Annotated in this window: 24 protein-coding genes and 1 pseudogene; 21 read left to right on the forward strand and 4 right to left on the reverse strand. The window is 73.4% G+C overall.

What is annotated here, in order from left to right:
- Positions 1-40 precede the first annotated feature (40 nt).
- The 17 genes and pseudogenes from BJ971_RS14725 (at position 41) to BJ971_RS14800 (ending at position 14,472) form a co-directional block, all read left to right on the forward strand.
- Positions 41-661: a response regulator transcription factor gene (locus BJ971_RS14725; protein ID WP_203709183.1), complete on the forward strand. Its 621-nt coding sequence runs from the start codon at positions 41-43 to the stop codon at positions 659-661.
- Between the two features lies 1 nt (position 662).
- Positions 663-2,609 (forward strand): ATP-binding protein, encoded by a 1,947-nt coding sequence (locus BJ971_RS14730; RefSeq protein WP_239087296.1) that lies wholly within the window; start codon positions 663-665, stop codon positions 2,607-2,609.
- Positions 2,590-3,156: a Pvc16 family protein gene (locus tag BJ971_RS14735; RefSeq protein WP_184993456.1), complete on the forward strand. Its 567-nt coding sequence runs from the start codon at positions 2,590-2,592 to the stop codon at positions 3,154-3,156. Before BJ971_RS14730 ends, BJ971_RS14735 begins: the two co-directional genes overlap by 20 nt.
- 94 nt (positions 3,157-3,250) lie before the next feature.
- Complete coding sequence (locus tag BJ971_RS14740) at positions 3,251-3,583, forward strand: helix-turn-helix domain-containing protein (protein WP_184993458.1); 333 nt, start codon at positions 3,251-3,253, stop codon at positions 3,581-3,583.
- A gap of 12 nt (positions 3,584-3,595) precedes the next feature.
- Entirely contained in the window at positions 3,596-5,209 is a 1,614-nt protein-coding gene (locus BJ971_RS14745; RefSeq protein ID WP_184993460.1) for a phage tail sheath family protein, read from the forward strand.
- 12 nt (positions 5,210-5,221) lie between these two features.
- The gene (locus tag BJ971_RS14750; protein WP_184993462.1) at positions 5,222-5,653 is read left to right on the forward strand and encodes a phage tail protein; all 432 of its coding nucleotides are present in this window, start codon (positions 5,222-5,224) and stop codon (positions 5,651-5,653) included.
- Positions 5,650-6,006 carry a hypothetical protein gene (locus BJ971_RS14755; RefSeq protein ID WP_184993464.1) on the forward strand — a complete coding sequence of 119 codons (357 nt, stop codon included), beginning with the start codon at positions 5,650-5,652 and terminating at the stop codon, positions 6,004-6,006. The genes BJ971_RS14750 and BJ971_RS14755 overlap by 4 nt, the downstream gene beginning before the upstream one ends.
- 17 nt (positions 6,007-6,023) lie before the next feature.
- Positions 6,024-6,173: pseudogene (locus BJ971_RS42505) on the forward strand (DUF6760 family protein); the annotation flags it as partial.
- Positions 6,166-6,621 carry a phage tail protein gene (locus BJ971_RS14760; protein WP_184993466.1) on the forward strand — a complete coding sequence of 152 codons (456 nt, stop codon included), beginning with the start codon at positions 6,166-6,168 and terminating at the stop codon, positions 6,619-6,621. The pseudogene BJ971_RS42505 and the gene BJ971_RS14760, both read left to right, overlap by 8 nt.
- A gap of 760 nt (positions 6,622-7,381) precedes the next feature.
- Complete coding sequence (locus tag BJ971_RS14765; protein ID WP_184993468.1) at positions 7,382-8,398, forward strand: eCIS core domain-containing protein; 1,017 nt, start codon at positions 7,382-7,384, stop codon at positions 8,396-8,398.
- A complete protein-coding gene (locus tag BJ971_RS14770; protein WP_184993470.1) occupies positions 8,398-9,066 on the forward strand; it encodes a CIS tube protein in 669 nt (222 codons plus the stop codon). The genes BJ971_RS14765 and BJ971_RS14770 overlap by 1 nt, the downstream gene beginning before the upstream one ends.
- The gene (locus BJ971_RS14775; protein WP_184993472.1) at positions 9,059-10,702 is read left to right on the forward strand and encodes a VgrG-related protein; all 1,644 of its coding nucleotides are present in this window, start codon (positions 9,059-9,061) and stop codon (positions 10,700-10,702) included. The genes BJ971_RS14770 and BJ971_RS14775 overlap by 8 nt, the downstream gene beginning before the upstream one ends.
- A gap of 9 nt (positions 10,703-10,711) precedes the next feature.
- Positions 10,712-11,110, forward strand: a complete 399-nt coding sequence (locus BJ971_RS14780) for a PAAR domain-containing protein (protein ID WP_184993474.1) — start codon at positions 10,712-10,714, stop codon at positions 11,108-11,110.
- A gap of 3 nt (positions 11,111-11,113) precedes the next feature.
- On the forward strand, positions 11,114-11,521 hold the full coding sequence (locus BJ971_RS14785) for a GPW/gp25 family protein (protein WP_184993476.1): 408 nt from the start codon (positions 11,114-11,116) through the stop codon (positions 11,519-11,521).
- Complete coding sequence (locus tag BJ971_RS14790; protein ID WP_184993478.1) at positions 11,518-13,476, forward strand: putative baseplate assembly protein; 1,959 nt, start codon at positions 11,518-11,520, stop codon at positions 13,474-13,476. Before BJ971_RS14785 ends, BJ971_RS14790 begins: the two co-directional genes overlap by 4 nt.
- A complete protein-coding gene (locus BJ971_RS14795; RefSeq protein ID WP_239087295.1) occupies positions 13,473-14,024 on the forward strand; it encodes a phage tail protein in 552 nt (183 codons plus the stop codon). Before BJ971_RS14790 ends, BJ971_RS14795 begins: the two co-directional genes overlap by 4 nt.
- Positions 14,017-14,472 (forward strand): zinc-ribbon domain-containing protein, encoded by a 456-nt coding sequence (locus BJ971_RS14800; protein ID WP_184993480.1) that lies wholly within the window; start codon positions 14,017-14,019, stop codon positions 14,470-14,472. Before BJ971_RS14795 ends, BJ971_RS14800 begins: the two co-directional genes overlap by 8 nt.
- Before the next feature lie 17 nt (positions 14,473-14,489).
- Here BJ971_RS14800 and BJ971_RS14805 read toward each other — a convergent pair whose 3' ends face one another.
- Complete coding sequence (locus BJ971_RS14805) at positions 14,490-15,053, reverse strand: GNAT family N-acetyltransferase (protein WP_184993482.1); 564 nt, start codon at positions 15,051-15,053, stop codon at positions 14,490-14,492.
- A gap of 103 nt (positions 15,054-15,156) precedes the next feature.
- On the opposite strand from BJ971_RS14805, the gene BJ971_RS14810 reads away from it, so the two are divergent.
- A complete protein-coding gene (locus BJ971_RS14810; protein WP_239087294.1) occupies positions 15,157-17,376 on the forward strand; it encodes a glycoside hydrolase family 9 protein in 2,220 nt (739 codons plus the stop codon).
- A gap of 17 nt (positions 17,377-17,393) precedes the next feature.
- On the forward strand, positions 17,394-17,957 hold the full coding sequence (locus BJ971_RS14815) for an HAD domain-containing protein (protein ID WP_184993486.1): 564 nt from the start codon (positions 17,394-17,396) through the stop codon (positions 17,955-17,957).
- 293 nt (positions 17,958-18,250) lie between these two features.
- Here the strand turns inward: BJ971_RS14815 and BJ971_RS14820 are convergent, their stop codons facing one another.
- Complete coding sequence (locus tag BJ971_RS14820) at positions 18,251-18,637, reverse strand: helix-turn-helix domain-containing protein (RefSeq protein WP_239087293.1); 387 nt, start codon at positions 18,635-18,637, stop codon at positions 18,251-18,253.
- A gap of 274 nt (positions 18,638-18,911) precedes the next feature.
- Between BJ971_RS14820 and BJ971_RS14825 the strand changes: the two genes are divergently transcribed.
- Together BJ971_RS14825 and BJ971_RS14830 are read left to right on the forward strand one after the other, a co-directional pair.
- On the forward strand, positions 18,912-19,235 hold the full coding sequence (locus BJ971_RS14825; protein WP_184993488.1) for a YciI family protein: 324 nt from the start codon (positions 18,912-18,914) through the stop codon (positions 19,233-19,235).
- A gap of 2 nt (positions 19,236-19,237) precedes the next feature.
- Positions 19,238-20,464 carry an RNA polymerase sigma factor gene (locus BJ971_RS14830; protein WP_184998866.1) on the forward strand — a complete coding sequence of 409 codons (1,227 nt, stop codon included), beginning with the start codon at positions 19,238-19,240 and terminating at the stop codon, positions 20,462-20,464.
- Positions 20,465-20,818: 354 nt separating this feature from the next.
- Here the strand turns inward: BJ971_RS14830 and BJ971_RS14835 are convergent, their stop codons facing one another.
- Both BJ971_RS14835 and BJ971_RS14840 read right to left on the reverse strand, forming a co-directional pair.
- Positions 20,819-21,322, reverse strand: coding sequence for a macro domain-containing protein (locus BJ971_RS14835; protein ID WP_184993490.1), 504 nt, complete (start codon positions 21,320-21,322; stop codon positions 20,819-20,821).
- A gap of 55 nt (positions 21,323-21,377) precedes the next feature.
- Positions 21,378-22,778 carry a COG1470 family protein gene (locus BJ971_RS14840; protein WP_184993492.1) on the reverse strand — a complete coding sequence of 467 codons (1,401 nt, stop codon included), beginning with the start codon at positions 22,776-22,778 and terminating at the stop codon, positions 21,378-21,380.
- Positions 22,779-22,841 lie beyond the last annotated feature (63 nt).

Genomic DNA, 22,841 nt, shown 5'->3' on the forward strand with positions numbered 1-22,841 from the left:
CCTGCGGTCGACCCTGGCTCACCGCTGATCTGGGGGGATCATGCTTTCAACAAGGCCGCCGACGGTGTGGATAGACGACAGCCACGCGATCGTCCGGCGGGGCATGGCGGCATGCCTGCAACAGGCCGACTTCGTCGTCCGGGGCGAGAGCTCGGCGCTGGCGCCGGCCCCGGTCGCGGCGGGCCTCGACGTGCTGGTCTTCGAGTACGTCGGCCCGACCCTGCGCCGCGCGGTCCGCATGGTGGAGGGCCGGACCACGCGGCTGGTGGCGACCGTCCGCGACGTCAACGAGCAGGCCGTGCGCGAGCTGGTCGACGCGGGCGTCGGCGCGGTCCTGCCGCACGGCACCCTCACCCCGGAGAGCCTGATCGCCACGCTGCGCGCGGTGGTGGCCGGCTCGGTCGCGCTCCCCGGCGACCTGCTGGCGCGCCTGTTGCTGCACGTCACGCAGACCTCCAGCCTCGGCCCGGCCGGGCTCAACCCCCGGGAGCGCTCGGTGCTGCGGCTGCTCGCCGACGGGATGGACACCCGCGGCATCGCCGAGGACCTGTGCTTCTCCGAACGCACGGTGAAGAACGTCGTGCACGACGTCCTGACCAAGCTGAACTGCCGTACCCGGGCGCAGGCCGTCGCCGTGGCGACCCGCGAAGGCGTCATCTGAGGTGTGGGCCCCGCTGGCGGACCCGCTGCTACAGCGTGAGGCGCTGATCTGCCGCATGGCGCAGGGCCGGGCGCCCCGCGACTTCGCGGGTCTCTACGTGGGCGACGACGAGATCGACGGCCTCCTGACGAGCCTGCCCGGCCTCGACGGCCCCGGCGCGGAGCGGGTCGAGCAGGTGCGGGCGATCCTCGCCGGGCGGATCGCCGCGGCGCGCGCGGCGTTCGCGGCGGAGCTGGCCGGGCCGTCGGCGTTCGCCGCGGTGTGCCGCTCCGCGCGGCTGCCGGTCGGCGAGGCCGAGGTGCTCGCGCTGCTGGTCGCGGTCGAGCTGTCGCCGGCCCGGCAGCGGCTTGTCGCGTACGTGCAGGACTCGGTGCAGCTGCCCCGGCTCACCCTGGCCGGGCTGGCCAGGGTCTTCCACGAGCCTGACCATCCCGCCGACCGGGCGCTCGCGCCGGGTTCCCGGCTGCGCCGCGCGGGCCTGGCCCGGCTCGCGGGGGACGGCCCGTGGGCGACGCGCGCCGGCGAGCCCGCCGAGCGGCTGATCTGGCACCTGCGCGGCGACCCGGGGCCCGACCCCGACCTGCCGCCGGGCACGGTCCTGGCGCCGGCCGGCGGTTCCGCGCCCGTCGGCGGTGCCGCGCCGGACCGGCCGGGCGGGCTGCTGCTGGTGCACGGCGGCGACCGCGACAGCCGGCTGCGCGCCGTGCGGTCCCGCTGGCCCGGCGCGGGCCTGCTGATCTGCGGCGCGCCGGTGACCGAGGCGGTGGTCCGCGAGGCCACGATCGGCGACCTCGTCGTCGTGCTGCAACTGGACGGGCCGCCGTCCGCCGCCGACTCCGACGCCGTCGCCCGGGCGGGCCACCTGTGCTGGGCGTTGTCGTCGCCGGGCGAGCTGCCGCTGGAGAGCGTGCCGGAGCGGGCCTGGCAGGAGGTGCACGTGGTCGACGGCGACGCCGACGCCGCCGACTGGGCGGCGCTGCTGGGGCGCGAGCCGGACCCGGCGTACCGGCTCAGCCGCGAGCAGCTGCGGCTCGTCGCCGCCGCGGCCGCCGCCGATTCGGGAGAGATCGCGCCGGCCGTGCGGCGCCTCGCCGGTGGCCATCTCGACCAGGTGGCCGTGCGCATCAGGCCGCGCCGCACCTGGCCCGACCTGATCCTGCCGGCCGACGAGGAGCGCCAGCTCCGTGAGCTCGCCGCGCGCCACCGCGGCCGGGACACCGTGTACGGCCGGTGGCGGTTCAGCCCGGTGCCGTCGGTGGGCGTGGTCGGCCTCTTCGCGGGCCCCTCCGGCACCGGCAAGACCCTCGCCGCCGAGGTGGTGGCCGGCGAGCTCGGGCTGGATCTCTACAAGGTGGACATCTCGGCGGTGGTGAGCAAGTACATCGGCGAGACCGAGAAGAACCTCGAGCGGATCTTCGGCGCCGCCGCCGCGGGCGACCTGGTGCTCTTCTTCGACGAGGCGGACGCCCTGTTCGGCAAGCGCTCCGAGGTCAGCGACGCGCACGACCGGTACGCGAACATCGAGGTGGCGTACCTGTTGCAGCGGCTGGAGACCTACGACGGCCTGGTGATCCTCGCGACGAACCTGCAACGCAACATCGACCCGGCGTTCCTTCGCCGGATCTCGGTGGCGGTCGACTTCACGGCGCCCGAGGAGACCGAGCGCCGGGCCATCTGGGCGCGCGCCTTCCCGGCCACGGCGCCGGTCCGCGACGTCGACCTGGACTTCCTGGCACGCCAATTCAAGATCACCGGCGGGGTGATCAGCAACGCGGCCCTCGGCGCGGCCTTCCTGGCGGCGGCGGAGGGCGGCCCGATCACGATGCGCCACGCGATCCTGTCGGTGAAGCGCGAGTTCCAGAAACTGGGCCGGCTGCGCACCGAGAAGGAGTTCGACCGCTACTTCGACCTGGTGAATCGAGACGCCGATGCTGCACCTGCTCGATGAGACCCTCGAGGCGTTCCTGCGCGCCGAGGTGCCCCTGCCGGCCCGCGACGTCGACGTGGCCTTCGCCGCGCCGGACGCCGAGTGGTCCGCGTCGCTGTCCTCGCGCCCGACGGTCGACCTGTACCTGTGGGACATCCGGCCGAACCTCGCCGAGCGCGACTTCGGTGAGGTGATCGTCGAGGAGGCCGACGGCCGCCGGTTCCGCCGCGACCCGCTGCCCCGGGTGGACTGCCGCTACCTGGTGACGGCGTGGACGAGCGAGGTGCGCGACGAGCACTCGCTGCTGGGCGACGTCCTCTCGGCGCTGCTGCTGCACCCGGTGATCGGCAGCGAGCACCTACAGGGCGCGTTCGCCGCGGTGCGGCCGCTGCCGGGCCTGCGGCTGCGCAGCGGGGACGGCTCGGAGAACTCCGACTTCTGGTCGGCGCTCGGCGGCCAGCTCAAGCCGGGGCTGGACCTGGTGGTGACGGTGACGATGGACGCCGCGCTGCGCGTCACCGCCGGCCCGCCGACCGAGACGGTCACCGTCGACGCGAACCTCCGGTAGGTGGTTGCACCTTCGTCTGCACCGCCGGACCTACCTCTACCTCGGGCGCGCGAGCAGGCTCGGCAGGTCGGCGGTGACGGGGGAGGTGTGCGCGATGACACGGGTCCTGATGGGGGACTTCAGCGCACTGCACCGCCTCGGTCTGGAGGACATCCTGCGGATCGACGGCATCGAGCTGATGGACACGGCGGGCACGGACGTGCTCGCCCGGCTGCTGGAGGCGCTGCCCGACGTGATCGTCCTCGACCTCGACAAGCGCGCCACCGACGAGCTGGTGCACGTGATCGTGCACCGGTTCCCGGCGGTCAAGGTGGTCGCCTGCTCGTCGCGCCGCCCGATGATGCGGATCTTCCCGCCGCTGCACTACGGCGAGTTCTACGAATCCGATCTTGATCCCGCGCTGCTGACCAGCGCGGTACAGGCCTGACAGGGGGCTTCAATGGCCGCGTCGTACGGAGCACCGGGTGTCTACATCGAGGAGCAGCCGAGCGGCTCCATGCCGATCGAGGGGGTGGGCACCGCCGTCGCCGCGTTCGTCGGCTTCACCGAGCGATACGACGTCGAACAGGGCGACCCCACCGACCCGGCGGGCGTGAAGCCGCAGCTGGTCACGAGCTGGCCGCAGTACGAGCGGGTGTATGGCGGCTTCGTGCGCGGCGCGATGCTCCCGCACGCCGTCCGCGGCTTCTTCGAGAACGGCGGCAGCGCCGCGTACATCTGCCGGATCCCCGGCGCGAACGGCGCCAATGGCGGCAACCCGGCGCGCAACCTGCCCGCCGCCGACAACCCGAACAATGACAGCGTCCGGGTGTCCGCGGTGGACCCGGGCGCGCACCTCGAGGTCGAGGTGGTGCCGCCCGCCGCGCCGGCCGAGGGCGAAAGCGACGGCGCGGCCCCCGCCGACCACACACTGCGCGTCTACCGCGACGGCGCCCTCCAGGAGGAGCTCGGCGGGCTCCAGTTCAGCGGCCGCAGCGCCCGGTCGGTGGAGCGGACCGTGAACGAGCGGTCCAAGTTCATCCGGCTCGAGGTCAAGCCGCTTCAGGGCGCCTCGCTCGCCGAGCGGACCCCCGCCGCCGGCCGCTACACGCTCGAGGCGCCGGCCCTGTCGACCGTCTCGGTGACCCCGGCGGACCTGGTCGGCGACGAGAGCGAGCGGACCGGCTACCAGGGCCTCGCCATCGCCGAGAGCGTCACCATGGTCGCCATCCCCGACCTGGTCACCGTCGCCACCCGCGACGACGGCAGCCTCGACGAGGAGATGTTCCTCGGCGCGCAGAAGCAGCTCATCGACTTCTGCGAGGCCGCGCACAACAAGATGGCCATCCTGGACACGCCGCCGGGGCTCAACGCGACCCGGGCACTGGAGTGGCGCTCCCGGCTGGCCCGCGACTCCGCGTTCGCGGCGCTCTACTACCCGAACGTGGTGATCAGCAACCCGCTGGCCCGGCCCGGCGCCAACAACGGCGAGCTGTATCTGACCGTGCCGACCGCCGGGCACGTCGCCGGGGTCTGGGCCCGCACCGACGCCGCCCGCGGCGTGTGGAAGGCGCCGGCCAACGAGGCGGTGCGCGGCATCGTCCGGCTCGAGAACGACGTGACGAACGGCGAGCAGGACCTGCTCAACCCCGACGGGGTCAACTGCATCCGGTCGTTCGGCAGCTACGGCACCAAGATCTGGGGCGCGCGCACCCTCGCCAAGACCGACCCCAGCTGGCGCTACATCAACGTGCGGCGGCTGTTCAACTTCGTCGAGGAGTCGATCCAGCGCGGCACCCAGTGGGCCGTCTTCGAGCCGAACGACTTCGACCTCTGGCAGCGGGTCAAGCGCAACATCACCTCGTTCCTGCGCGGCCTCTGGATGCAGGGCGCGCTGGTCGGCAACACGCCCGAGCAGGCGTTCTACGTGATGTGCGACGAGAGCAACAACCCGGCGTCCTCGGTGGACGAGGGCAAGCTCATCGTCGAGATCGGGATCGCGCCGGTGAAGCCCGCCGAGTTCGTCATCTTCCGGATCAGCCAGTGGCAGGGTGGCGGGTCCGCGAGCGAGTAAGGGAGATATCTGATGCCGGATTTGATGGCAACGTTCAACTTCGTCCTGGAGATCGGCGGAGTGGAGATGGCCAGCTTCCGCAAGTGCTCGGGCGTCGAATCCGAGACCGAGATCATCGAGTACAAGGAGGCGACGAAGGACGGCAAGATCCGAATCGCCAAGATGCCCGGCGCGATGAAGTGGAGCGACATCACCCTCGAACGGCGCATCGACGAGTCGAAGGCGCTCTGGGAGTGGCGCAAGCAGGTCGAGGACGGCGACATCGACACCGCCCGCCGCGACGGCTCCATCGTCATCAAGGACTCGATGAAGGCCGAGGTCGCCCGCTGGAACTTCGAGCGCGGCTGGGTCTCCAAGTGGACCGGCGCCGAGCTCGACGCCGGCAGCAACGAGGTGGCGACCGAGAAGGTGGTCATCACCCACGAGGGGCTGCACCGGGCATGAGCTTGCAGACGGAGTTTCCGTTCACGCTGCCCAAGGGGTACGTGGACGAGCACGGCACCCTGCACCGGACCGGGATCATGCGGCTGGCCTGCGCCCGCGACGAGATCGAGCCGCTGCGCGACGGCCGGGTCAAGGAGAACGAGTCCTACGCGACGGTCATCGTGCTCTCCCGGGTGGTCACCGAGCTCGGCACCGTCTCGCGGGTGACGACCAAGACGATCGAGTCGTTGTTCGTCAGCGACTTCGGCTACCTGCAGGACCTGTACCGGATCGTGAACTTCCAGGACCCGAGCATCCTCGAGGCCCTGGAGCCCGGCGCCCCTTTCCCGCGGACGTCAGTGGAGGTGGGCTAGGGCACTACGCCCACGACGAGCTGTGGCAGGAGATCGCCTTCCTGGCGTACCACCTGCACTGGGACCTCGACCGGCTGCTCGACCTCGAGCACGGCGACCGGATCCGGCTGCTGCGCGAGGTCGGCGGCCTGAACGAACGCGCATGGACAGGAGTGCAGGGTGGCTGAGGCGCACACCAAGGACCCGCCCTTCGTCGGCAACTTCGTCCTGGAGATCGACGGGGCGACGATCGGCGCGTTCACCGAGGTGTCCGGGCTGGCGGTCCAGCTCGACGTCGAGGAGCTCGCCGAGGGTGGGCAGAACGCGTACACGCACAAGCTGCTCGGCCGGATGAAGTGGCCGAACCTGGTGTTCAAGCGCGGGCTGACCGACACGAACGCGCTGTTCGAATGGCTGCTCGAATGCTCCGGCGAGGGTCTGTCGGGCAAGAACAACGTGGTCAAGCCGCGCGACGGCAAGATCACGGTGATGGCGCCGGACCGCACACCCGTCCGCACCTGGACGATCGCGGAGGCCAAGCCGGTGAAGTGGACCGGGCCGAAGCTGGCGGCCTCGTCGAAGGACCTGGCCGTCGAGGAGCTGGAGGTGTGCCACTGTGGCTTCCGCGCCTCGTAACAGGTTGTTCCGGGTGCTGCGCCTGTTGGTCCGCCGGCCGGCGCCGGGTCCGCGCGCCTCGGCCGGCATCGCCACGGACCTGCGAGTGCGCGCACCCTGGAACCTGGTCCATTGGTGGCGTCGCCGAGGCCGCGCCGCGTCGCCGTCCAGCCCGGTCGACGCCGCCGCGCCGGACCTGACCCGGCCGCTGTCGGCTCGCCACCGGCCGTTGTCGGTTCGCCGCCGGCCGCTGACCGCACACCGCGGTGGCCCGGAGGTCACGCCGGGCCACGACCTGATCATGCGCCCACCCCCGATGCTCCCGGGCTCGGTCCACGCCCTTGCGCCGAGCCCGGGGTCCGACCCCTCCCGGGCGGGCATTTCAGAATCCTTTTCCCGGACGGGGGCAGCGAAGTCCACACTGCACCGCGCGGCCGGTCTGCCCGGACCGGGCCGTTACGCGGCCGCCGGGCTGAGCAGCATGGATCCGGTCGCGCTGGCCGGGAGGCCCACGCTCGCGCGGGGCCGCGCGGCCGACGGACCGACGTTGCGCCCGGGACACCAGCTGACCCTCCGACCGCCGCAGTCGACCCCTCAACCGGTGCCGGGCGCCGCCCCCGGGCAGGAAGCTGGTGGTGCGTCGCCGATCGAACTGCCCGTAGCCGCTCCGGCGGTGCGGCGGAGTCCGGCGCGGCGTCCGACGGCGTCCTCGCGCGTGGAGCCCGGTCGCGGCTTCGCGCCGGTGGGCCGGGCGACGGTGAGGCTGGCCGGCGGTGGGCTGGTGAGGCGGCCGGGGGAGGGGCCGACCGTGCACAATCCGGTGCCCGCTGAGGACATGCGGGTGCTCGGGGGTGGCGGGCTGCCGCCCGGCAACGTGCCGGACCCGACCGGTGCCGTGCAGCTCAGCCCGGCGGTCGCGCAACGGCCCGGACCAGGCACCCGGCCCGCGCCGCGCGGCATGGACTTCGCCGCACCCGTACAGGAAAAGGTCTCTCCCCGGGCTCGCTGGGAGGCCGCGGTCGCCGCCCGGCCGTTGGAGGCGCCCCGGCCGCTGCCGAACGCGCTGCACGCGATGGCGGCGGCGATCACCGGCCGCACTCGGGCGCCGCTCTTCACCACCGGCCCGGCCACCCGGCATGCGCTGGCCGCTGCCGGTGCGCTCGGGGCGACCACCGGGACCGTCGTGCATCTGCCTGCCGTGCCGACCGCCGCCCCGGCCGTCGCCGCGGTCCTGGCGCACGAGCTCACGCACACGCGTAACCCGGTGCGCCGCCCCCGCTTCCTGCTCGGCGGCATGTCCGGCCTGCTCGATGACGACGAACGCTCGGCGCTGGCCGCCGGCGCGGACCGGCTCAAGGCCGCGCCGGAAGCGGCGGCCGGGATCGTGGACCGCCTGCCCGTCGGCGGCGGCATCGGCGCCGTCGGCGAGGTGGCGACCCGGGCCGCCCGGGCGGCCGTCCTCGAAGCCACCGCGTCGCCGATCGCCTCGGCCGCCGGGTGGGCGCAGAACGCCCGCTCGACGGCGACCGAGGCGATGTCCACGGCGACCGGCCTGGTCGACGGCGCGACCGACGGTCTGGCCGACGGCTTGGCGGGAGCGACCGGTGCGGTGACCGACGCCGTCGGAGCGGCGACCGGGGCGGTCGGCACGGCCGTGAACGCCGTCGGCAACGCCGCCTCCGGTCTGGCGGGTAAGGCGGCGGCCGCGCTCGACCCGGACAAAGTTGTCGAAATTGTGGAGGCTCGTCTGCTGCGGGAGATCGAGCGGCGCGGTGGGCGATGGGCGGGTGTCTTCTGATGGGCAATCCCGAGAAGGCGGTCCTGCGCACCGAGCTGAAGACCGAGATCCCGTTCCTCTTCAACCCGGCCGAGCTCACCATCACCAAGTCGAACAGCTGGCAGGCCTCGGAGAACAAGGGCGGCAACGCGCCGCAGCTGCGCTTCCAGGGCGGCCAGTCCGGCACCCTCGCGCTGAGCCTCACGCTCGACACGACGAGCGACGGCTCCGACGTCACCGTGCACACCAACAAGCTGCTGGATCTGCTGAAGGTCGACATGAGCCTGCCCGGCGCCGACCGGGCGCGCAACAAGGGCCGCCCGCCGTGGGTGGAGTTCCACTGGGGCAACCTGCACTCGTTCCGGGCGATCGTCGAGCGGCTACAGATCAAGTTCACCTACTTCGCCAGCAGCGGCATGCCGCTGCGGGCCAAGGCGGACCTGTCGCTCAAGCAGTACGAGGACGAGGCCGTCCGGCCCCTCCAGAACCCGACCTCGCACACGCCGACGCTGCACAGCGTGCACCGCCTCGGCTTCGGCGAGACCCTGGACCGGGTCGCGGCCCGGCACTACGCCGACTCGACCCGCTGGCGGCTGATCGCCGACGCCAACAACGTGGTCGACCCGCTCGCGCTCGCACCCGGGACGCTGCTGGTGATCCCCGAGCTGCCGGTGCGCCGCCGTGGCTGAGGCGACCCGCCGCCTCGACGGGGTGGTGCTGACCGTGGACGGGCGCCCGCTCGCCCCCGAGCTGTACCCGCGGCTCGCGCTGGTGCGCGTCGAGGAGTCCGTGCACCTGCCGGACTTCTTCACCGTGCACTTCGACGACCCGCACTTCGAGCTCTTCGACAAGGGCACGTTCACGCTCGGCACCCGGATGGAGATCGCGTTCCGGGCCGAGGGCGACCCCGTCGTGGTCACCGCCGGCGAGGTGACCGCGATCGTCGTCGAGCCGGGCGCCGCCGGGCGGCACGAGCTGGTGCTGACCGGGTTCGACCTGACGCACCGGATGGCCCGGGAGCCGAAGTCGCGCAGCTTCCAGCGGGTCACCGACGCCGACATCGCGGCCCGCATCGCCGGCGAGTACGGCCTGGACGCGGACATCGACGGCACCGGCGGCGCGCACGACTACGTGCTCCAGGCGGGGGAGACGGACTACGCGTTCCTGCGCCGCCGGGCCGCCCGGATCGGCTTCGACGTGTGGGTCAGCGACCGCACCTTCTTCTTCAAGCGCGGCCCGCGGTCGACCGCGAACCCGCCGACCCTGAAGTACGGCGGGAACCTGAACGGCTTCACGGTCCGGTTCTCCGCGGCAGAGCGCTGCGACGAGGTGCAGATCCGCGGCTGGGACCAGCTCGGCAAGCAGACCATCGAGGGCCGCGCCGACGAGACCGACCCGGGCACCGACGCGCCGGCCGCCCGGGAGATGGCCGACGCGGCCCGGCGGGCGTTCGGCCGGGTGCGGCGCAACGCGGGCCAGTTCCCCGTCACCGACCAGGCGGAGGCGGACGCCCTGGCGTCGTCGCTGCTGCTGCGCGCGTCCGGCGAGGAGGTGGTGCTGCGCGGGCAGTGCGCCGGTGATCCGCTGATCGGCGCGGGCGCCCGGGTCCGGATCGAGGGGGTCGGCTCGCGGCTCACCGGCGGCTACCGGGTCACCGGCGTCGAGCACACGTACGGCGCCGGCAAGCCCTACCTCACCCGGTTCGTGTGCGGCGGCAAGGAGCCGGGCGGGCTGGCGGACCTCACCGGACCGGGCGGTGCGGGCGGCGAACGGCGCGGCTGGTCCGGCCTGGTCGTCGGCATCGTCACCAACAACGACGACCCGGAGGGCCTCGGCCGGGTCCGGGTGCAGTTCCCGACCCTGTCCGCCGACGACGAGAGCGCCTGGGCCCGGCTGGCCACGCCCGGCGGCGGCGCGCAGCGCGGCCTCCAGTGGCTGCCCGAGGTGGACGACGAGGTCCTTGTCGGCTTCGAGCTCGACGACCACTCCCGGCCGGTGGTGCTCGGCGGCCTGTGGAACCGCAAGGACGGCCCGCCGGCGGGCGCGGCCCGGGCGAAGGAGCGCTTCCTGGTGAGCCGGGGCGACTCGCGGCTGGCCTTCACCGACGAGCCGGAGCTGTCCGTCGGGCTCACTCTCGGCGGCAGCCCGTGCGCTGTGAAGCTGGAGAAGGCGGAGTCGTCGCTGACCGGCGATCAGAAGCTGGTCATCTCCGCCGCCCAGATCGAGATCAAGGCGACCCAGAAGCTCACGCTCAGCGGCGCGCAGGTCGAGGTCACCGCGTCCGGCCCGCTGACCGCGTCCGGCAAGCCGATCAGGCTGAACTGAGGAGGTTCCGTGCCCCAGCCCGCCGCCCGCCAGAACGACCCGGTCACCGGCACCGACGTGCACATCCTGTTGGTGCCCTCGCCGGGCGGGCCGGTGCCGACGCCGACGCCGCTGCCGTTCGCCGGGCAGCTGCTGACCGGGCTGGTACCGGACGTGCTCGTCAACGGCCTGCCCGCGGCGGTGCAGGGCAGCGTCGCGCAGAACATCCCGCCGCACATCTGCCCGCCGCCGGCCAGCTTCAGCAGGCCGCCGACCAATCAGGGCCGGGTGGTGACCGGCTCGCCGACCGTGCTCGTCGGCGGCAAGCCGCTGGCCCGGCTGGGCGACCCGGTCATGACCTGCAACGACCCCGCGGACCTGCCGGCCTGCACGATCACCGCCGGCTCGCCCGACGTGCTGGTGGGCTGAGCGATGCGGCGTGACGACTTCATCGGCAGCGGCTGGGCGTTCCCCGCCGCGATCTCGCGGACCGGCTCGGTGCGGCTGGTCAGCGGCGTCGACGAGGTGGACGGCGCGATCCGGATGATCCTGTCGACGGTGCCGGGCGAGCGGGTGATGCGCCCCGAGTTCGGCTGCGCGATGTGGGAGCTGCTCTTCGCGCCGCTGACCGCCGGGACGCTCGGCCTGGTCGAGCAGGCGGTCCGCGAGGCGCTGGAGCGCTGGGAGCCGCGGATCGAGCAGCAGTCGGTCGTCGCCACCGCCGTGCCCGGCACCGCCACCGTCCACATCGCGATCGCGTACCGGATCCGCGCCACCAACGACGTCCGGAACCTGGTCTTCCCGTTCTACACGATCCCCACCGAGGAGGCGGCCCCGTGAGTCTTCCCGCGCCGGATCTTGACGATCGCCGGTTTCAGGACATCGTCGACGAGGCCAAGCGGCGGATACACCGGCTCTGCCCGGAGTGGACCGACCACAACGTCTCCGACCCCGGCGTCGCGCTCGTCGAGCTCTTCGCCTGGATGACCGAGATGACCCTGTACCGGCTCAACCAGGTGCCCGACCGGCTGTACATCAAGTTCCTCGAGCTGGTCGGCGTCGAGCTCTTCTCGGCGGTGCCGTCCCGCGCCGACCTGCTTTTCACACTCACCGCGCCGCGCGCGGAGGTGGTCCGGGTACCCGCCGGCACCCAGGTCAGCACCGAGCGCCGCGAGGACGAGGAGCCGGTCGTCTTCCTCACCGACTCCGAGCTGCGGATCCTTCCGCCGGAGCTGGTCGCCTGCGTCACGCACACCGGCGACCGGTACGCCGACCACTGGGAGGACCTGCGCCGCGAGGCCTCCTCGGTGCGGCTGTTCCCGAGCCTGAGCCCCGGCGAGGCCGTCTACTTCGGGCTGGCCGAGCCGGCGGCCGGCAACCTGCTGCGCCTGGACGTCACCACCGGGCCCGAGGGCGCCGGCGTCGACCCGCGCCGGCCGCCGCGCTGCTGGGAGGCCTGGGACGGCCACCAGTGGGCGGACGTGCGGATCCTCGGCGACACCAGCGCCGGTTTCAACAGCCCCGGCCAGGTCACCCTGCTGCTGCCGGCCCGGCACGAGGCCCTCGCCATCGGGTCGCGGCGTGCGCACTGGCTGCGCTGCCGGCTCGTGCAGGCCGTCGACGGGCAGCCCGAGTACACCAACCCGCCCGAACTGGAGTCGCTGTCCGCGGTGGCGCTGGGCGGGGCGGTGCCCGCGCACCACGCCGAGCCGGCCCCCGCCGAGCTGCTCGGCACCAGCGACGGGCGCCCCGGCCAGGTGTTCCAGGTGCGCCGGTCGCCCGTGCTGCCGCGCCGCCACGACGAGACCGTCCGGGTGGTGCTGCCCCGCCACGAGCGCACCGGCGAGCCCGAGGAGCAGGAGTGGACCGAGGTCGCCGACCTCGCCGACGCCGAGGGCGACGACCGGGTCTTCACCTGGTCCGGCGCCACCGGCGAGATCCGCTTCGGCCCGCGGGTGCTCGACCGCGAGGGCCGGGCCTGGCAGCACGGCGCGATCCCGCCGATCGACGCGCAGGTCTCGGTCACCGGCTACCGCTTCGGCGGCGGCCGGCGCGGCAACGTCGCCGCCGAGCGGCTCACCGTGCTGCACACGTCCATCCCGTTCGTGGCCGGGGTGACCAACCTGGACCCGAGCGCCGGCGGCGTCGACGCGGAGAGCGTGGAGAACGCCAAGGTGCGCGGCCCGCTGCTGCTGCGCGGCGGCCGCCGGGCGGTGACCGCCGAGGACGTGGAGCGGCTCACCCTCGACGCCGCGCCGAGCATCGCCAGGGCGCGCTGCCTGCCGCCGGACGCGCCGGGCGAGCCGGCCCGGCTGCTGGTCGTGCCGCGGGTCGACATCGCGCCCGAGCAGCTCACCCTCGACGACATGGCCGTCACCGACGAGCTGGAGGAGCAGATCAAGGCCTACCTCGAGCCGCGCCGGCTGCTCACCATGCGGCTGCGCATCGAGGCGCCCCGGTACCAGGGCGTCAAGGTCGTCGCGGAGGTGCGCGCCGGCCCGGGCGTGCGCACGGAGACGGTGCGCGAGCGCGCCGAACGCGCCCTCTACGAGTACCTGAACCCGTTGACGGGCGGCCCGAGCGGGCAGGGCTGGCCGTTCGACACCGACCTGCGGCTCGGCGACGTGTACGGGGTGCTGCACGGCTCGTTCGGCGTGCAGGGCGTCGAGGCGGTGCACTTCTTCTCGGCCGACCTGCGCCGGCAGCGCGCCCTCGACCAGGTCGAACAGCGGCTGCGCCTGCTGCCGGCGGCGCTGTTCATGTCGTACGAGCACCGGGTGGTGGTGCAGCAGTGACCTGGCTGGTGGATCAACTGCCCCGGGCGATGGCCACGGACCCGGTGCTGCGCGGGCTGGTCACCGCGTTCGAGGAGGTGGCCGACACCGTCCGCGAGCGCATCGACAGCGTCGAGCACCAGATGGACACCGGCCTGGCCAGCCCCGAGATGCTCCAGTACCTGGGCTCCTGGCTGGGCGTGGAGCTCGAGCCGACGGACCCGCCCGAGTACCGCCGGTCGATGGTCCGCGAGGTCGGCCGGCTGCTCGGCTGGCGCGGCACCCGGTACGGCGTCGAGGCCCTGCTGGAGGCGGCGACCGGCGCCCGGGTCACCGTGACGGACACCGGCGGCGTCTACGGCCGCAACGACGCGGTGCCGCCGGTGGACGCCGTGGTGACCGTGCAGATGGACCACACCGGTCACCTCACCGAGCGCCAGGTGCTCGGCTTCCTCCAGAGCGAGATGCCGCTGGGCGCCCGGGTTCGCCTGGACGTGCGGTTCCAGCCGCGGCCGGCCCGCGGCCGGGCCCGCCCACCGGTGTCCGGGGAGGGCGGCGGCGATGGCTGACCGGCAACTGCCGTGCCCGGACTGCGGCTCCCCGGTACGCCCGGACGTCGAGCAGCTCTGCCCCCGCTGCGGCTACCCGCTGATGTTCCTGCGCCAGCAGGCGGCGGAGCACGACGCCCGTGCCGTGCCGCGCTCGCCGAACGAGCGCGACGACGGCACCGGCACGGTCATGCCGGCCCCGGTGGCACGGACCCAGCGGACCGCGCCCGCACCGATACCGGGCCAGTACCCGTGCCCGCAGTGCGGCTACGGCAACGAGCCGGTCCGGATCCGCTGCGAGCGCTGCGGCTACGAGCTGCGGGCGGCCCGGCCGCATGCCGTGGTGCTCGGCCCGCCCCCGGCCCGGGCGGCGCCGTCGCGCGGCGGCTGGGGCTGGCTCGTCGCGGTGCTGGCGATCGCGGCGATCGCGGTGCTGGCCCTGGTGGCGGTGCTGCTGTTCACGCGTTAGCGCCGAGTGTTCACGCGTTAGCGCCGGGCCGAGCGCCACTCGGCGGCCAGGATCGCGAAGATCAGTTCGTCGTGCCAGGCGCCGTCGAAGAGGACGCACTGCCGCAGGTGACCCTCCTGGCGCAGGCCGAGCCGGCGCAGCGCCCGCGCGGACGCCTCGTTGCCGGCGTTCGTGCTGGCGGTGACCCGGTGCAGCGCCAGCCGGTCGAAGGCGAGGTCCAGCAGGGCGCCGGCGGCCTCGGTGGCGTACCCGGCGCCTTGGGCGTCGGGGTGCAGGATGACGCCGATCTCGCCGTGCCGGTGCTCGGTGCTGACCAGGCTCAGGTCGACCTCGCCGACCAGGCGGCCGGTGTCGCGCTCCTCGGCGGCCAGGACCAGGCAGTCGCCGTCCGCGGCCAGCCTGGTCATGGTCAGGCGCTGCCGGACCACGTCGCGGACGCCGTCCGGGGTCGGCGGCGGCCAGTAGAGATAGCGCAGCACCTCGGGCCGGCTGCGCAGGTCGAACAGCGCGTCCGCGTCGCCGGTCCGGAACGGGCGCAGCAGCAGACGGGCGGTGGTCAGAGGTTCGTCCAGCTCGAGCACCCGGACATGGTCTCACCTGACGTATCGAAACTGTTGACACCCCGTGACAAGCGCGTAACCATATCCTCGCCAGTCAATGGAAGCGCTCCCAAGGAGATTCTCCGTGATTCGAGCCCTTGGCGCCGCCGCACTGCTGACCGTCACCCTCACCGCGGTGGGGCCTGCGTCCGCGGCCGCCGCCGACGAGGTCGAGCAGGTCGTCAACGGCGGCTTCACCTCCGGCACCGACCCGTGGTGGTCCACCGCGGGCATGCCGATAACCCTGCGCGACGGCAAGGCCTGCGTGGACGTACCGGGCGGCACCACCAACCGATGGGACGCCTCGGTCGGCCAGAACGACATCGACCTCATCGCCGGCGAGTCCTACCGCTACTCGTTCACCGCGTCCGGCGACCCGGACGGGCACATCGCCCGGGCGATCGTCGGGCTCTCCGTCGCGCCCTACGACACCTACTTCGAGGCCTCTCCGGCGCTGACCGTCGCGGGCGACACCTACTCGTTCACCTTCACCGCGAACGTGACCACCACGCAGGCGCAGGTCGCGCTCCAGGTCGGCGGCAGCCCCACCGCCTGGGGTCTCTGCCTCGACGACGTCTCCCTGGTCGGCGGCGTGCCGCCGGAGGTCTACGTGCCCGACACCGGGCCGCGGGTCCGGGTCAACCAGGTCGCCTACCTGCCGCGCGGCCCGAAGAAGGCGACGCTGGTCACGGCGGCGACGACCCGGCTGGGCTGGCAGCTCAGGAACGCCGCCGGCGCCACCGTCGCGCGCGGGCACACCGTGCCGCGCGGCGTCGACGTCTCGTCGGGCCAGAACGTCCAGTCGATCGACTTCGGCGGCTACCGCGGCCGCGGCACCGGCTACACGCTCGTCGCCGACGGCGAGACGAGCCGCCCGTTCGACATCGACGCCGCCGCCTACGAGCGGCTGCGCCTGGACGCCCTGAAGTTCTACTACCCGCAGCGCAGCGGCATCGAGATCCGCGACGACCTGCGCCCCGGCTACGCCCGCCCGGCCGGCCACGTCGGCGTCGCGCCGAACCTCGGCGACGTCGCGGTGCCGTGCCAGCCCGGCGTCTGCGACTACACGCTGAACGTCGCCGGCGGCTGGTACGACGCCGGCGACCACGGCAAGTACGTCGTCAACGGCGGCATCTCCACCTGGGAACTGCTCAACCAGTTCGAGCGCACCACGGAGCCGGGCCGGCTGCGCGACGGCACCCTGGCCATCCCGGAGAGCGGCAACCGGGTGCCGGACATCCTCGACGAGGCCCGCTGGGAACTGGAGTTCATGCTGAGCATGCGGGTGCCGGCCGGCAAGCCGCTCGCCGGCATGGTGCACCACAAGATCCACGACGCCAACTGGACCGGCCTGCCGCTGCTGCCGCACCTCGACCCGCAGCAGCGCGAACTCCACCCGGTCTCGACCGCGGCGACCCTGAACCTGGCCGCCACCGCCGCGCAGGCCGCCCGGATCTACAAGCGCTACGACCCCGCGTTCGCCAAGCGGGCCCTCGCGGCGGCACGGACCGCGTACACGGCCGCGCTGGCCGAGCCCGCCCGCTACGCGCTCGAGTCCGACGGGACCGGCGGCGGCGCGTACAACGACAGCAAGGTCGACGACGACTTCTACTGGGCGGCGGCCGAGCTGTACCTGACCACGGGGGAGAAGCGGTACGCCGACGCCGTGCTGGCCTCACCCGTGCACACCGCCGACATCTTCGGCCCCGGCGCCTTCGACTGGGCGAACACGGCCGCGGCCGGCCGCCTCGACCTCGCGCTGGTGCCGAACCGGCTGCCCGGGCGCGCGGCGGTCCGCGCGTCGATCGTCCGCGGCGCGGAGAAGTACCTGTCGGTACAGGCCGGGCACCCGTACGGCGTCGCGTACGCCCCAGCGAACAACATGTGGGACTGGGGCTCGAACAGCCTGCTGCTCAACAACCTGGTGGTGGTCGCGGGCGCGTACGAGCTCACCGGCCGCGACCGGTACCGCGACGGCGTGATCGAGGGCATGGACTACCTGTTCGGCCGCAACGCGCTCAACCAGTCCTACGTCACCGGGTACGGCGAGGTCAGCTCGCAGAACCAGCACAGCCGCTGGTACTCGCACCAGCTCGAACCGGCCCTGCCGAACCCGCCCGTCGGCTCGCTGGCCGGCGGCGCGAACTCGTCGATCCAGGACCCGTACGCGCAGAGCAAGCTGACCGGCTGCGTCGGCCAGTTCTGCTACATCGACGACATCCAGTCGTGGTCGACGAACGAGCTGACCATCAACTGGAACTCGGCCCTGTCCTGGGTGGCATCCTTCGTAGCCGATCAGACGTAGCCCCTAGACTGCCGATCATGATCGACGTCGAGAAGCCCGTGTGGCTTCTCGACGTCGACGGCGTGCTGAACACGGTCCGCCCCGGGTGGGGCGGACCGCCGAAACGGGCGCTGGTCTGGTCCGGCGCGGACAACACGTCGTACCTGCTGCGCTGGGGCCCGGCCCTGATCGACCGCATCCGCGCGCTGGAGGCCGCGGAGAAGGTGGAGATCCGCTGGTGCACCACCTGGTGCCCCGAGGCGCACCGCCTGGAACGCCTCTGGCGCCTGCCGGAGCTGGGCCGCGCCCTGCACGCCGACCCGATGCCCCGCGGCTCGGACTGCTGGCCGCTGAAGCAACAGGCGGCCCGTGCGGTCCTGGCCGAGGAGGGCCGCCGCCTGATCTGGACCGACGACGACGCGCTGCCGCCGCCGGGCCCGCAGCGCGAGGAGCTGACCGCGCGGGGCCGGGCGCTGCTGATCGCGCCCAAGCCGCTGCGCGGCCTGCAACCGGCCGACCTGGACCTGATCGAGAAGTTCGCCGAGGGCCGCCGCATGCCCACCCACCGGGTGGCCGGCAAACACCGGCACACCGTCGACTGAGACTCCGCGCGCAGCCCGAACCGGGCCCGCCGCGAGGCGGGAACGCCGAGGTCAGAACGGCTGAGCGGCGGCGACCCTGGCGAGGTCACCGATATGACGACCAGGCCTACCGCGTCACCGACACGGCCGGGCCCGATGATCCGGCGGCCGGGTCCGATGATCCAGCCGCCGGGCAGGTCTCCCGCCGGCCAAGCCACGCCGCCCGGCGGGCCCGGTCACCGCGCCGAGCGTGGCTTCCAGTGGTCAAGCTGTCCTGCTGGCGCGGCCGGGCGGCCGGGCGTGGTTTCCGGTGGTCAGGCCGCGCTGCCGAGCTGGCCGGGGCGCCGGTTGCCGGCCGCGGCCCGCGCTGCGGCGGCGCGGGCGTCGTGCGATGCCGCGGCGGACCCGGCGGGCGCGTGCACCCGGTCGAACGTGATGAGCCACCGGATCTGCTCCCGCGGCGGCACCCCGCACCCGCGCAGGAAGGCCACCAGCGTGTCGCGCCGCGCGGCGCCGGTGCCGGAGATCAGGTTGTAGACCGTGGCGCGGGAGATCGGTGTCCCGGCCTCCCTGCTACGCCGGGCGACGCTGTCGACGGAACGCCGACGCGCCAGTATCAGCGCCCGTAGGCGCCGCCCGAATTCTACCGGTGTCAGGGCACCGGTCGGGTCCGCAGGGATCGCCGTGATTTCGGCGCTCATCGCCCTCGCCTCTTCTTCACGTTAGGGGAATGCCGCTCCAGCCACCGTCGATCTTTTCGGGTGCGGCGGGCCGCGAACAAGTGCGCAACTGCGTTGTAGTTTGGGGCAACTGGGACCGGGTCCCGGGGGTATCCCCTGGTCATCGGCCGGGCGCTGGATGCCGGAGGTTCTTGAACGAAAACCGGGAGATGGTGTCGGATCGGGGCTGACGTGTTCGTTGCAGGGGTGCGGACGCCCACGAGCGGCGCCGGACGACCACAGGAGATGATCCGAGATGCAGTACCTGGTTTCCGTGATCTTTGACCAGGCCGGCCTCGCCACCGAGGGCGAGATGGCCGCCATCGACGTGTTCAACGACCGGCTGGTCGCCGAGGGCCACTGGGTCTTCGCCGGCGGCCTCGCCGAGCCCGGCACGGCCACCGTCATCGACAACCGGGGCGGGGCGGAGATGATCACCGACGGCCCGTTCGTGGAGTCCAAGGAGTTTCTGGCCGGCTTCTGGATCATCGAGGCCCCCGACCTCGACGTCGCGCTCAGGCTCGCCGCCGACGGCTCGAGGGCCTGCAACCGCAAGGTCGAGGTGCGACCGTTCCGGTGAGCGTGTCCGACATCCGGGAGGCGATCACCCGCGCGCACCACGAGGAGTGGGCCCGGGTGGTCGCGGCCCTGACCCGGCGCTTCGGCGACCTGGACATCGCCGAGGAGTCCGCGGCCGAGGCGTTCGCGATCGCCGTCGAGCGCTGGCCGGCCGACGGCGTACCCCCGAACCCCGGCGCCTGGCTGACCACCGCCGCCAACCGCCGGGCCATCGACCGGATCCGCCGCGAGAGCAAGCGCGACGACAAGCAGAAGGAGGCCCGGATGCTGTACGACGACGCCGCGCCCGAGCCTGCCGGCGCCATCGACGACGAGCGGCTCCGGCTGATCTTCACCTGCTGTCACCCGGCGCTGGCGATGGAGACCCGCGTGGCGCTCACGCTGCGCATGGTCGGCGGCCTGACCATGCCCGAGATCGCCCGCGCCTTCCTGGTGGGCGAGGCCGCCATGGGCCGGCGGATCACCCGGGCGAAAGCCAAGATCAAGGCCGCCCGCATCCCGTACCGGGTACCGTCCGAACAGGACCTCCCGGCCCGCGTCTCCGGCGTGCTCGCCGTCCTGTTCCTGGTCTTCAACGAGGGCTACCTGGCCACCGGCCCCGGCACCGATCCGGTACGCCACGACCTGACCGCCGAGGCGATCCGGCTCACCCGCCTGATCCGCACCCTGCTGCCGCGCGACGGCGAGGTGGCCGGCCTGCTGGCCCTGATGCTGCTCACCGAGGCCCGCCGCGCCGCCCGGGTCTCCCCGCGCGGCGAGCTGGTCACCCTCGGCGAACAGGACCGCGGAGCCTGGGACCCGGCCCTGATCGCCGAGGGCCACCACCTGGTACGCGAACGCCTGGCCACCGGGATGCCGCCGGGCCGCTACCAGATCCTCGCGGCGATCAACGCCGTGCACACCTCAGCCCGCGACGTCCGCGACACCGACTGGTCACAGGTCGTCGCCCTCTACGACCAGCTGATCCGCCTCGACCCCTCGCCGATCGTCGCCCTCAACCGCGCCATCGCGGTCGCCGAGCTCGACGGCCCCGAGGTGGCCCTGGCGGCCGTCGACCGCCTGGAGGCCAGCCTGACCGGCTACCACGCCTACCACGCGACCCGCGCGGACCTGCTGCGCCGCCTGGGCCGCAGCGGCCCGTCCCGCGCGGCCTACGACAGGGCCATCGAGCTGGCCGGCAACACCGCCGAGACCGCCTACCTGACCCGCCGCCGCGACCAGCTGGGGTAGCGTCGCGGGCCTGGGCAAGGAGGTAACCGCCGCGGCCGCCGTCACCCGATGCCGCAATCGGAGACCGCCGTGCCCCCATGCCATCGAACCGTTCCTCGACGAGCGCTCCGACCGACAGGTCACGCGGATCTGGGCCGCTCTCGACGAACACGGCATCCCTTCCCCGCGCAGCCGTCCCGACTCGACTACCGGGCGGACACATCAGAACCCGACTGACGCCGGCATAGCGACCGAATCCGGCCCGGCACAGCGGCAACCACGGGGTTCTTCGACCTCGACAAGCGATGACAGATCAGCGAGACCGAGCGAGCTTCATTCCCATGGAGGTACCGGATCTGACCGGCCCGGCGAGCTTCACGCGCTCAGGTCGTAGACGACCGTGGGCACGTCGTGCGCGCACAGGGTCTCGCGGATCAGCGGCTCGATCCCGGCCCACGTGCCGCCGGCAAGGCCGCAGCCGATGCGCGGCATGTGCACCGAGGCGTGCCGGGTACGGGCGTGGGTGACGAGGGAGGTCAGGCATTCGCGGATCGCGTCGTAGCGGACCGGCGGCCCGGCACCGGCCTCATAGCCGGAGCCGGTGCGCAGGCCACGACGGGTGGCGATGCCGTGCTGGCCGACCATGTTGGCCACCCAGAGCTCCGGGGCGACCGGCACCAGCTGAACGGCGCCGAGGCGGAACGTGGGCTCGCCGTGCCAACGGCGGAACTCCCGCTCCGGCTCCGGCCAGCGCCGGGAGATGACCTCGACGATTCCTCTGCCCCAGGCGCCGATGTCGTTGCAGACGTGCGCGATGATCCGCGGACCGTCGCCGACGGGATCAGTGGCGTCGCCCTCGACGTAGTCCAGCTCCTGCACGCGGCGATCTTCGCACAGCGGCGATGCGGGTGCGCGGCAGTTCGGCGCGGGCTCGCTACGGCGCGAAGGTGATGGCGGTCAGGGCGACGGGCTCGGTGGCGGCGCCGTCGGAGGAGCGGGGGCGGACCAGGAGGAGGTCGATGCCGCCGTGTGCGGCGCCGTCGGGTGCCTTCAGGTCGCGCTTCACCTCGCGGGTGAGGTCGCGGTAGACGACCTCCATCTCGAGGGCGTTCTTCGTCACCGGCGTCAGGACGACCGAGCCCGCGGGCGCGTCCGGGAGGAAGTCGATCATCAGGGGGACGGTGTGGCACTTCGCCGGGTCGTCGGCCGAGGAGGAGGTCAGGAAGCGCTTGCCGTCGGGGTCGGTGACCACGGCCGCGCTCCGGGCGTCCTCGCAGCCGGGTACGGCCAGGGTGCCGGGGTCGGCGCCGGCCAGGAAGCCCTGGTCGCGGAAGGCGTCGCTGGGCAGGACGCCGTCGCGGGGTGCGGTCAGGTCGACCTCGCGCGCGCCGAGGGTCGCCGAGGGTGCCGCGGACGGCGGCGCCGACGCGCCGGCCGAGGGCGGTGGTGCGGCGGGTGCCGAGGCGGGCGGGGGAGCGGCGGCCGCGGAGGACGCGGCCGGTGGTGGGACCGCGGCGGCGGTCGGCTGCGCGGCGGGTGGCTGATTCTCGTGTACGGCGGCGGGGTCCGGGTTCTTGTCGTCGCCCGCGCGGGCCAGCAGCGCGGGTACGGCGATCGCGGCCGCCAGCAGGACGACGGCCGCGCCGATGCCGGCGACCTTGGCGAACTTGGACGCGAACCGCGGGCGTTGGATGAACGTGGCGTTGGCAGTGGCGGGCACCGCGCCGGGCGTCTGCGGCATGGCGGTGACGGTCAGCTGGCGCTGCTTCTCCCGGTTCCACGGCAGCGGCGCCTGCACGGTGAGCAGCGCCTGCGCGGACGTGCCGGGCGGCAGGTCGACGAGCTGCGGGTGGAACTCGGTGCGCACCCGGCGCTCCGGGTCGGTGGCGCCTAGGTGCAGGCGCACGGGTGCGTTGCCGCCGTTGGAGATCTCGGCCGTGTAGCGGCCGGCGCGCCCGCCGTTGACGACCTCCGGCGTGACCCGGACCGTGACCTGGTCGACCGCGGCGAGATCGACCGGCACCTCGACGCAGCGGGAGACGTCGTGGCGGTACTTCGAGCGGACCAGCGCGCCGAGCACGTAGGTGCCCGCGGGCGCGGGCGGCCGCACCGGCAGGGTGACGCGCACGGTCAGGGTGGCGGACTCGGCGGGGCGCAGCTTGGCGACGTCCGGCTCGGTGCGCACGGTGGCGCCGTCGGGCAGGCCGAGCAGCTCGACGCCGTAGTGCTCGACGATGTCGCTGGCGTTGCGCACCGTGACGTCGAAGGCCAGGTTGTCGCCGGGTGTCGCGTCCGCCCGCTCGGGGACGACGGTCACCCTCAGGGGCAGGGTCATGGCGCCTCCGGGTCGGGGTACGGGCATGGTCATGCTCGCATCCGAAGCGTCCTCGGACAACGG

This window comes from Amorphoplanes digitatis, from assembly GCF_014205335.1.
In the GTDB taxonomy this organism is placed as follows: domain Bacteria; phylum Actinomycetota; class Actinomycetes; order Mycobacteriales; family Micromonosporaceae; genus Actinoplanes; species Actinoplanes digitatus.

Excerpts from the sequence above, each read along its gene's own strand:
- BJ971_RS14725 (WP_203709183.1), top strand. The coding sequence starts at position 41 with ATGCTTTCAACAAGGCCGCCGACGGTGTGGATAGACGACAGCCACGCG.
- BJ971_RS14840 (WP_184993492.1), bottom strand. The coding sequence starts at position 22,778 with ATGACCCTGCCCCTGAGGGTGACCGTCGTCCCCGAGCGGGCGGACGCG.
- BJ971_RS14820 (WP_239087293.1), bottom strand. The coding sequence starts at position 18,637 with ATGAGCGCCGAAATCACGGCGATCCCTGCGGACCCGACCGGTGCCCTG.
- BJ971_RS14735 (WP_184993456.1), top strand. The coding sequence starts at position 2,590 with ATGCTGCACCTGCTCGATGAGACCCTCGAGGCGTTCCTGCGCGCCGAG.
- BJ971_RS14750 (WP_184993462.1), top strand. The coding sequence starts at position 5,222 with ATGCCGGATTTGATGGCAACGTTCAACTTCGTCCTGGAGATCGGCGGA.
- BJ971_RS14755 (WP_184993464.1), top strand. The coding sequence starts at position 5,650 with ATGAGCTTGCAGACGGAGTTTCCGTTCACGCTGCCCAAGGGGTACGTG.
- BJ971_RS14785 (WP_184993476.1), top strand. The coding sequence starts at position 11,114 with ATGCGGCGTGACGACTTCATCGGCAGCGGCTGGGCGTTCCCCGCCGCG.
- BJ971_RS14770 (WP_184993470.1), top strand. The coding sequence starts at position 8,398 with ATGGGCAATCCCGAGAAGGCGGTCCTGCGCACCGAGCTGAAGACCGAG.
- BJ971_RS14745 (WP_184993460.1), top strand. The coding sequence starts at position 3,596 with ATGGCCGCGTCGTACGGAGCACCGGGTGTCTACATCGAGGAGCAGCCG.
- BJ971_RS14740 (WP_184993458.1), top strand. The coding sequence starts at position 3,251 with ATGACACGGGTCCTGATGGGGGACTTCAGCGCACTGCACCGCCTCGGT.
- BJ971_RS14825 (WP_184993488.1), top strand. The coding sequence starts at position 18,912 with ATGCAGTACCTGGTTTCCGTGATCTTTGACCAGGCCGGCCTCGCCACC.
- BJ971_RS14815 (WP_184993486.1), top strand. The coding sequence starts at position 17,394 with ATGATCGACGTCGAGAAGCCCGTGTGGCTTCTCGACGTCGACGGCGTG.
- BJ971_RS14800 (WP_184993480.1), top strand. The coding sequence starts at position 14,017 with ATGGCTGACCGGCAACTGCCGTGCCCGGACTGCGGCTCCCCGGTACGC.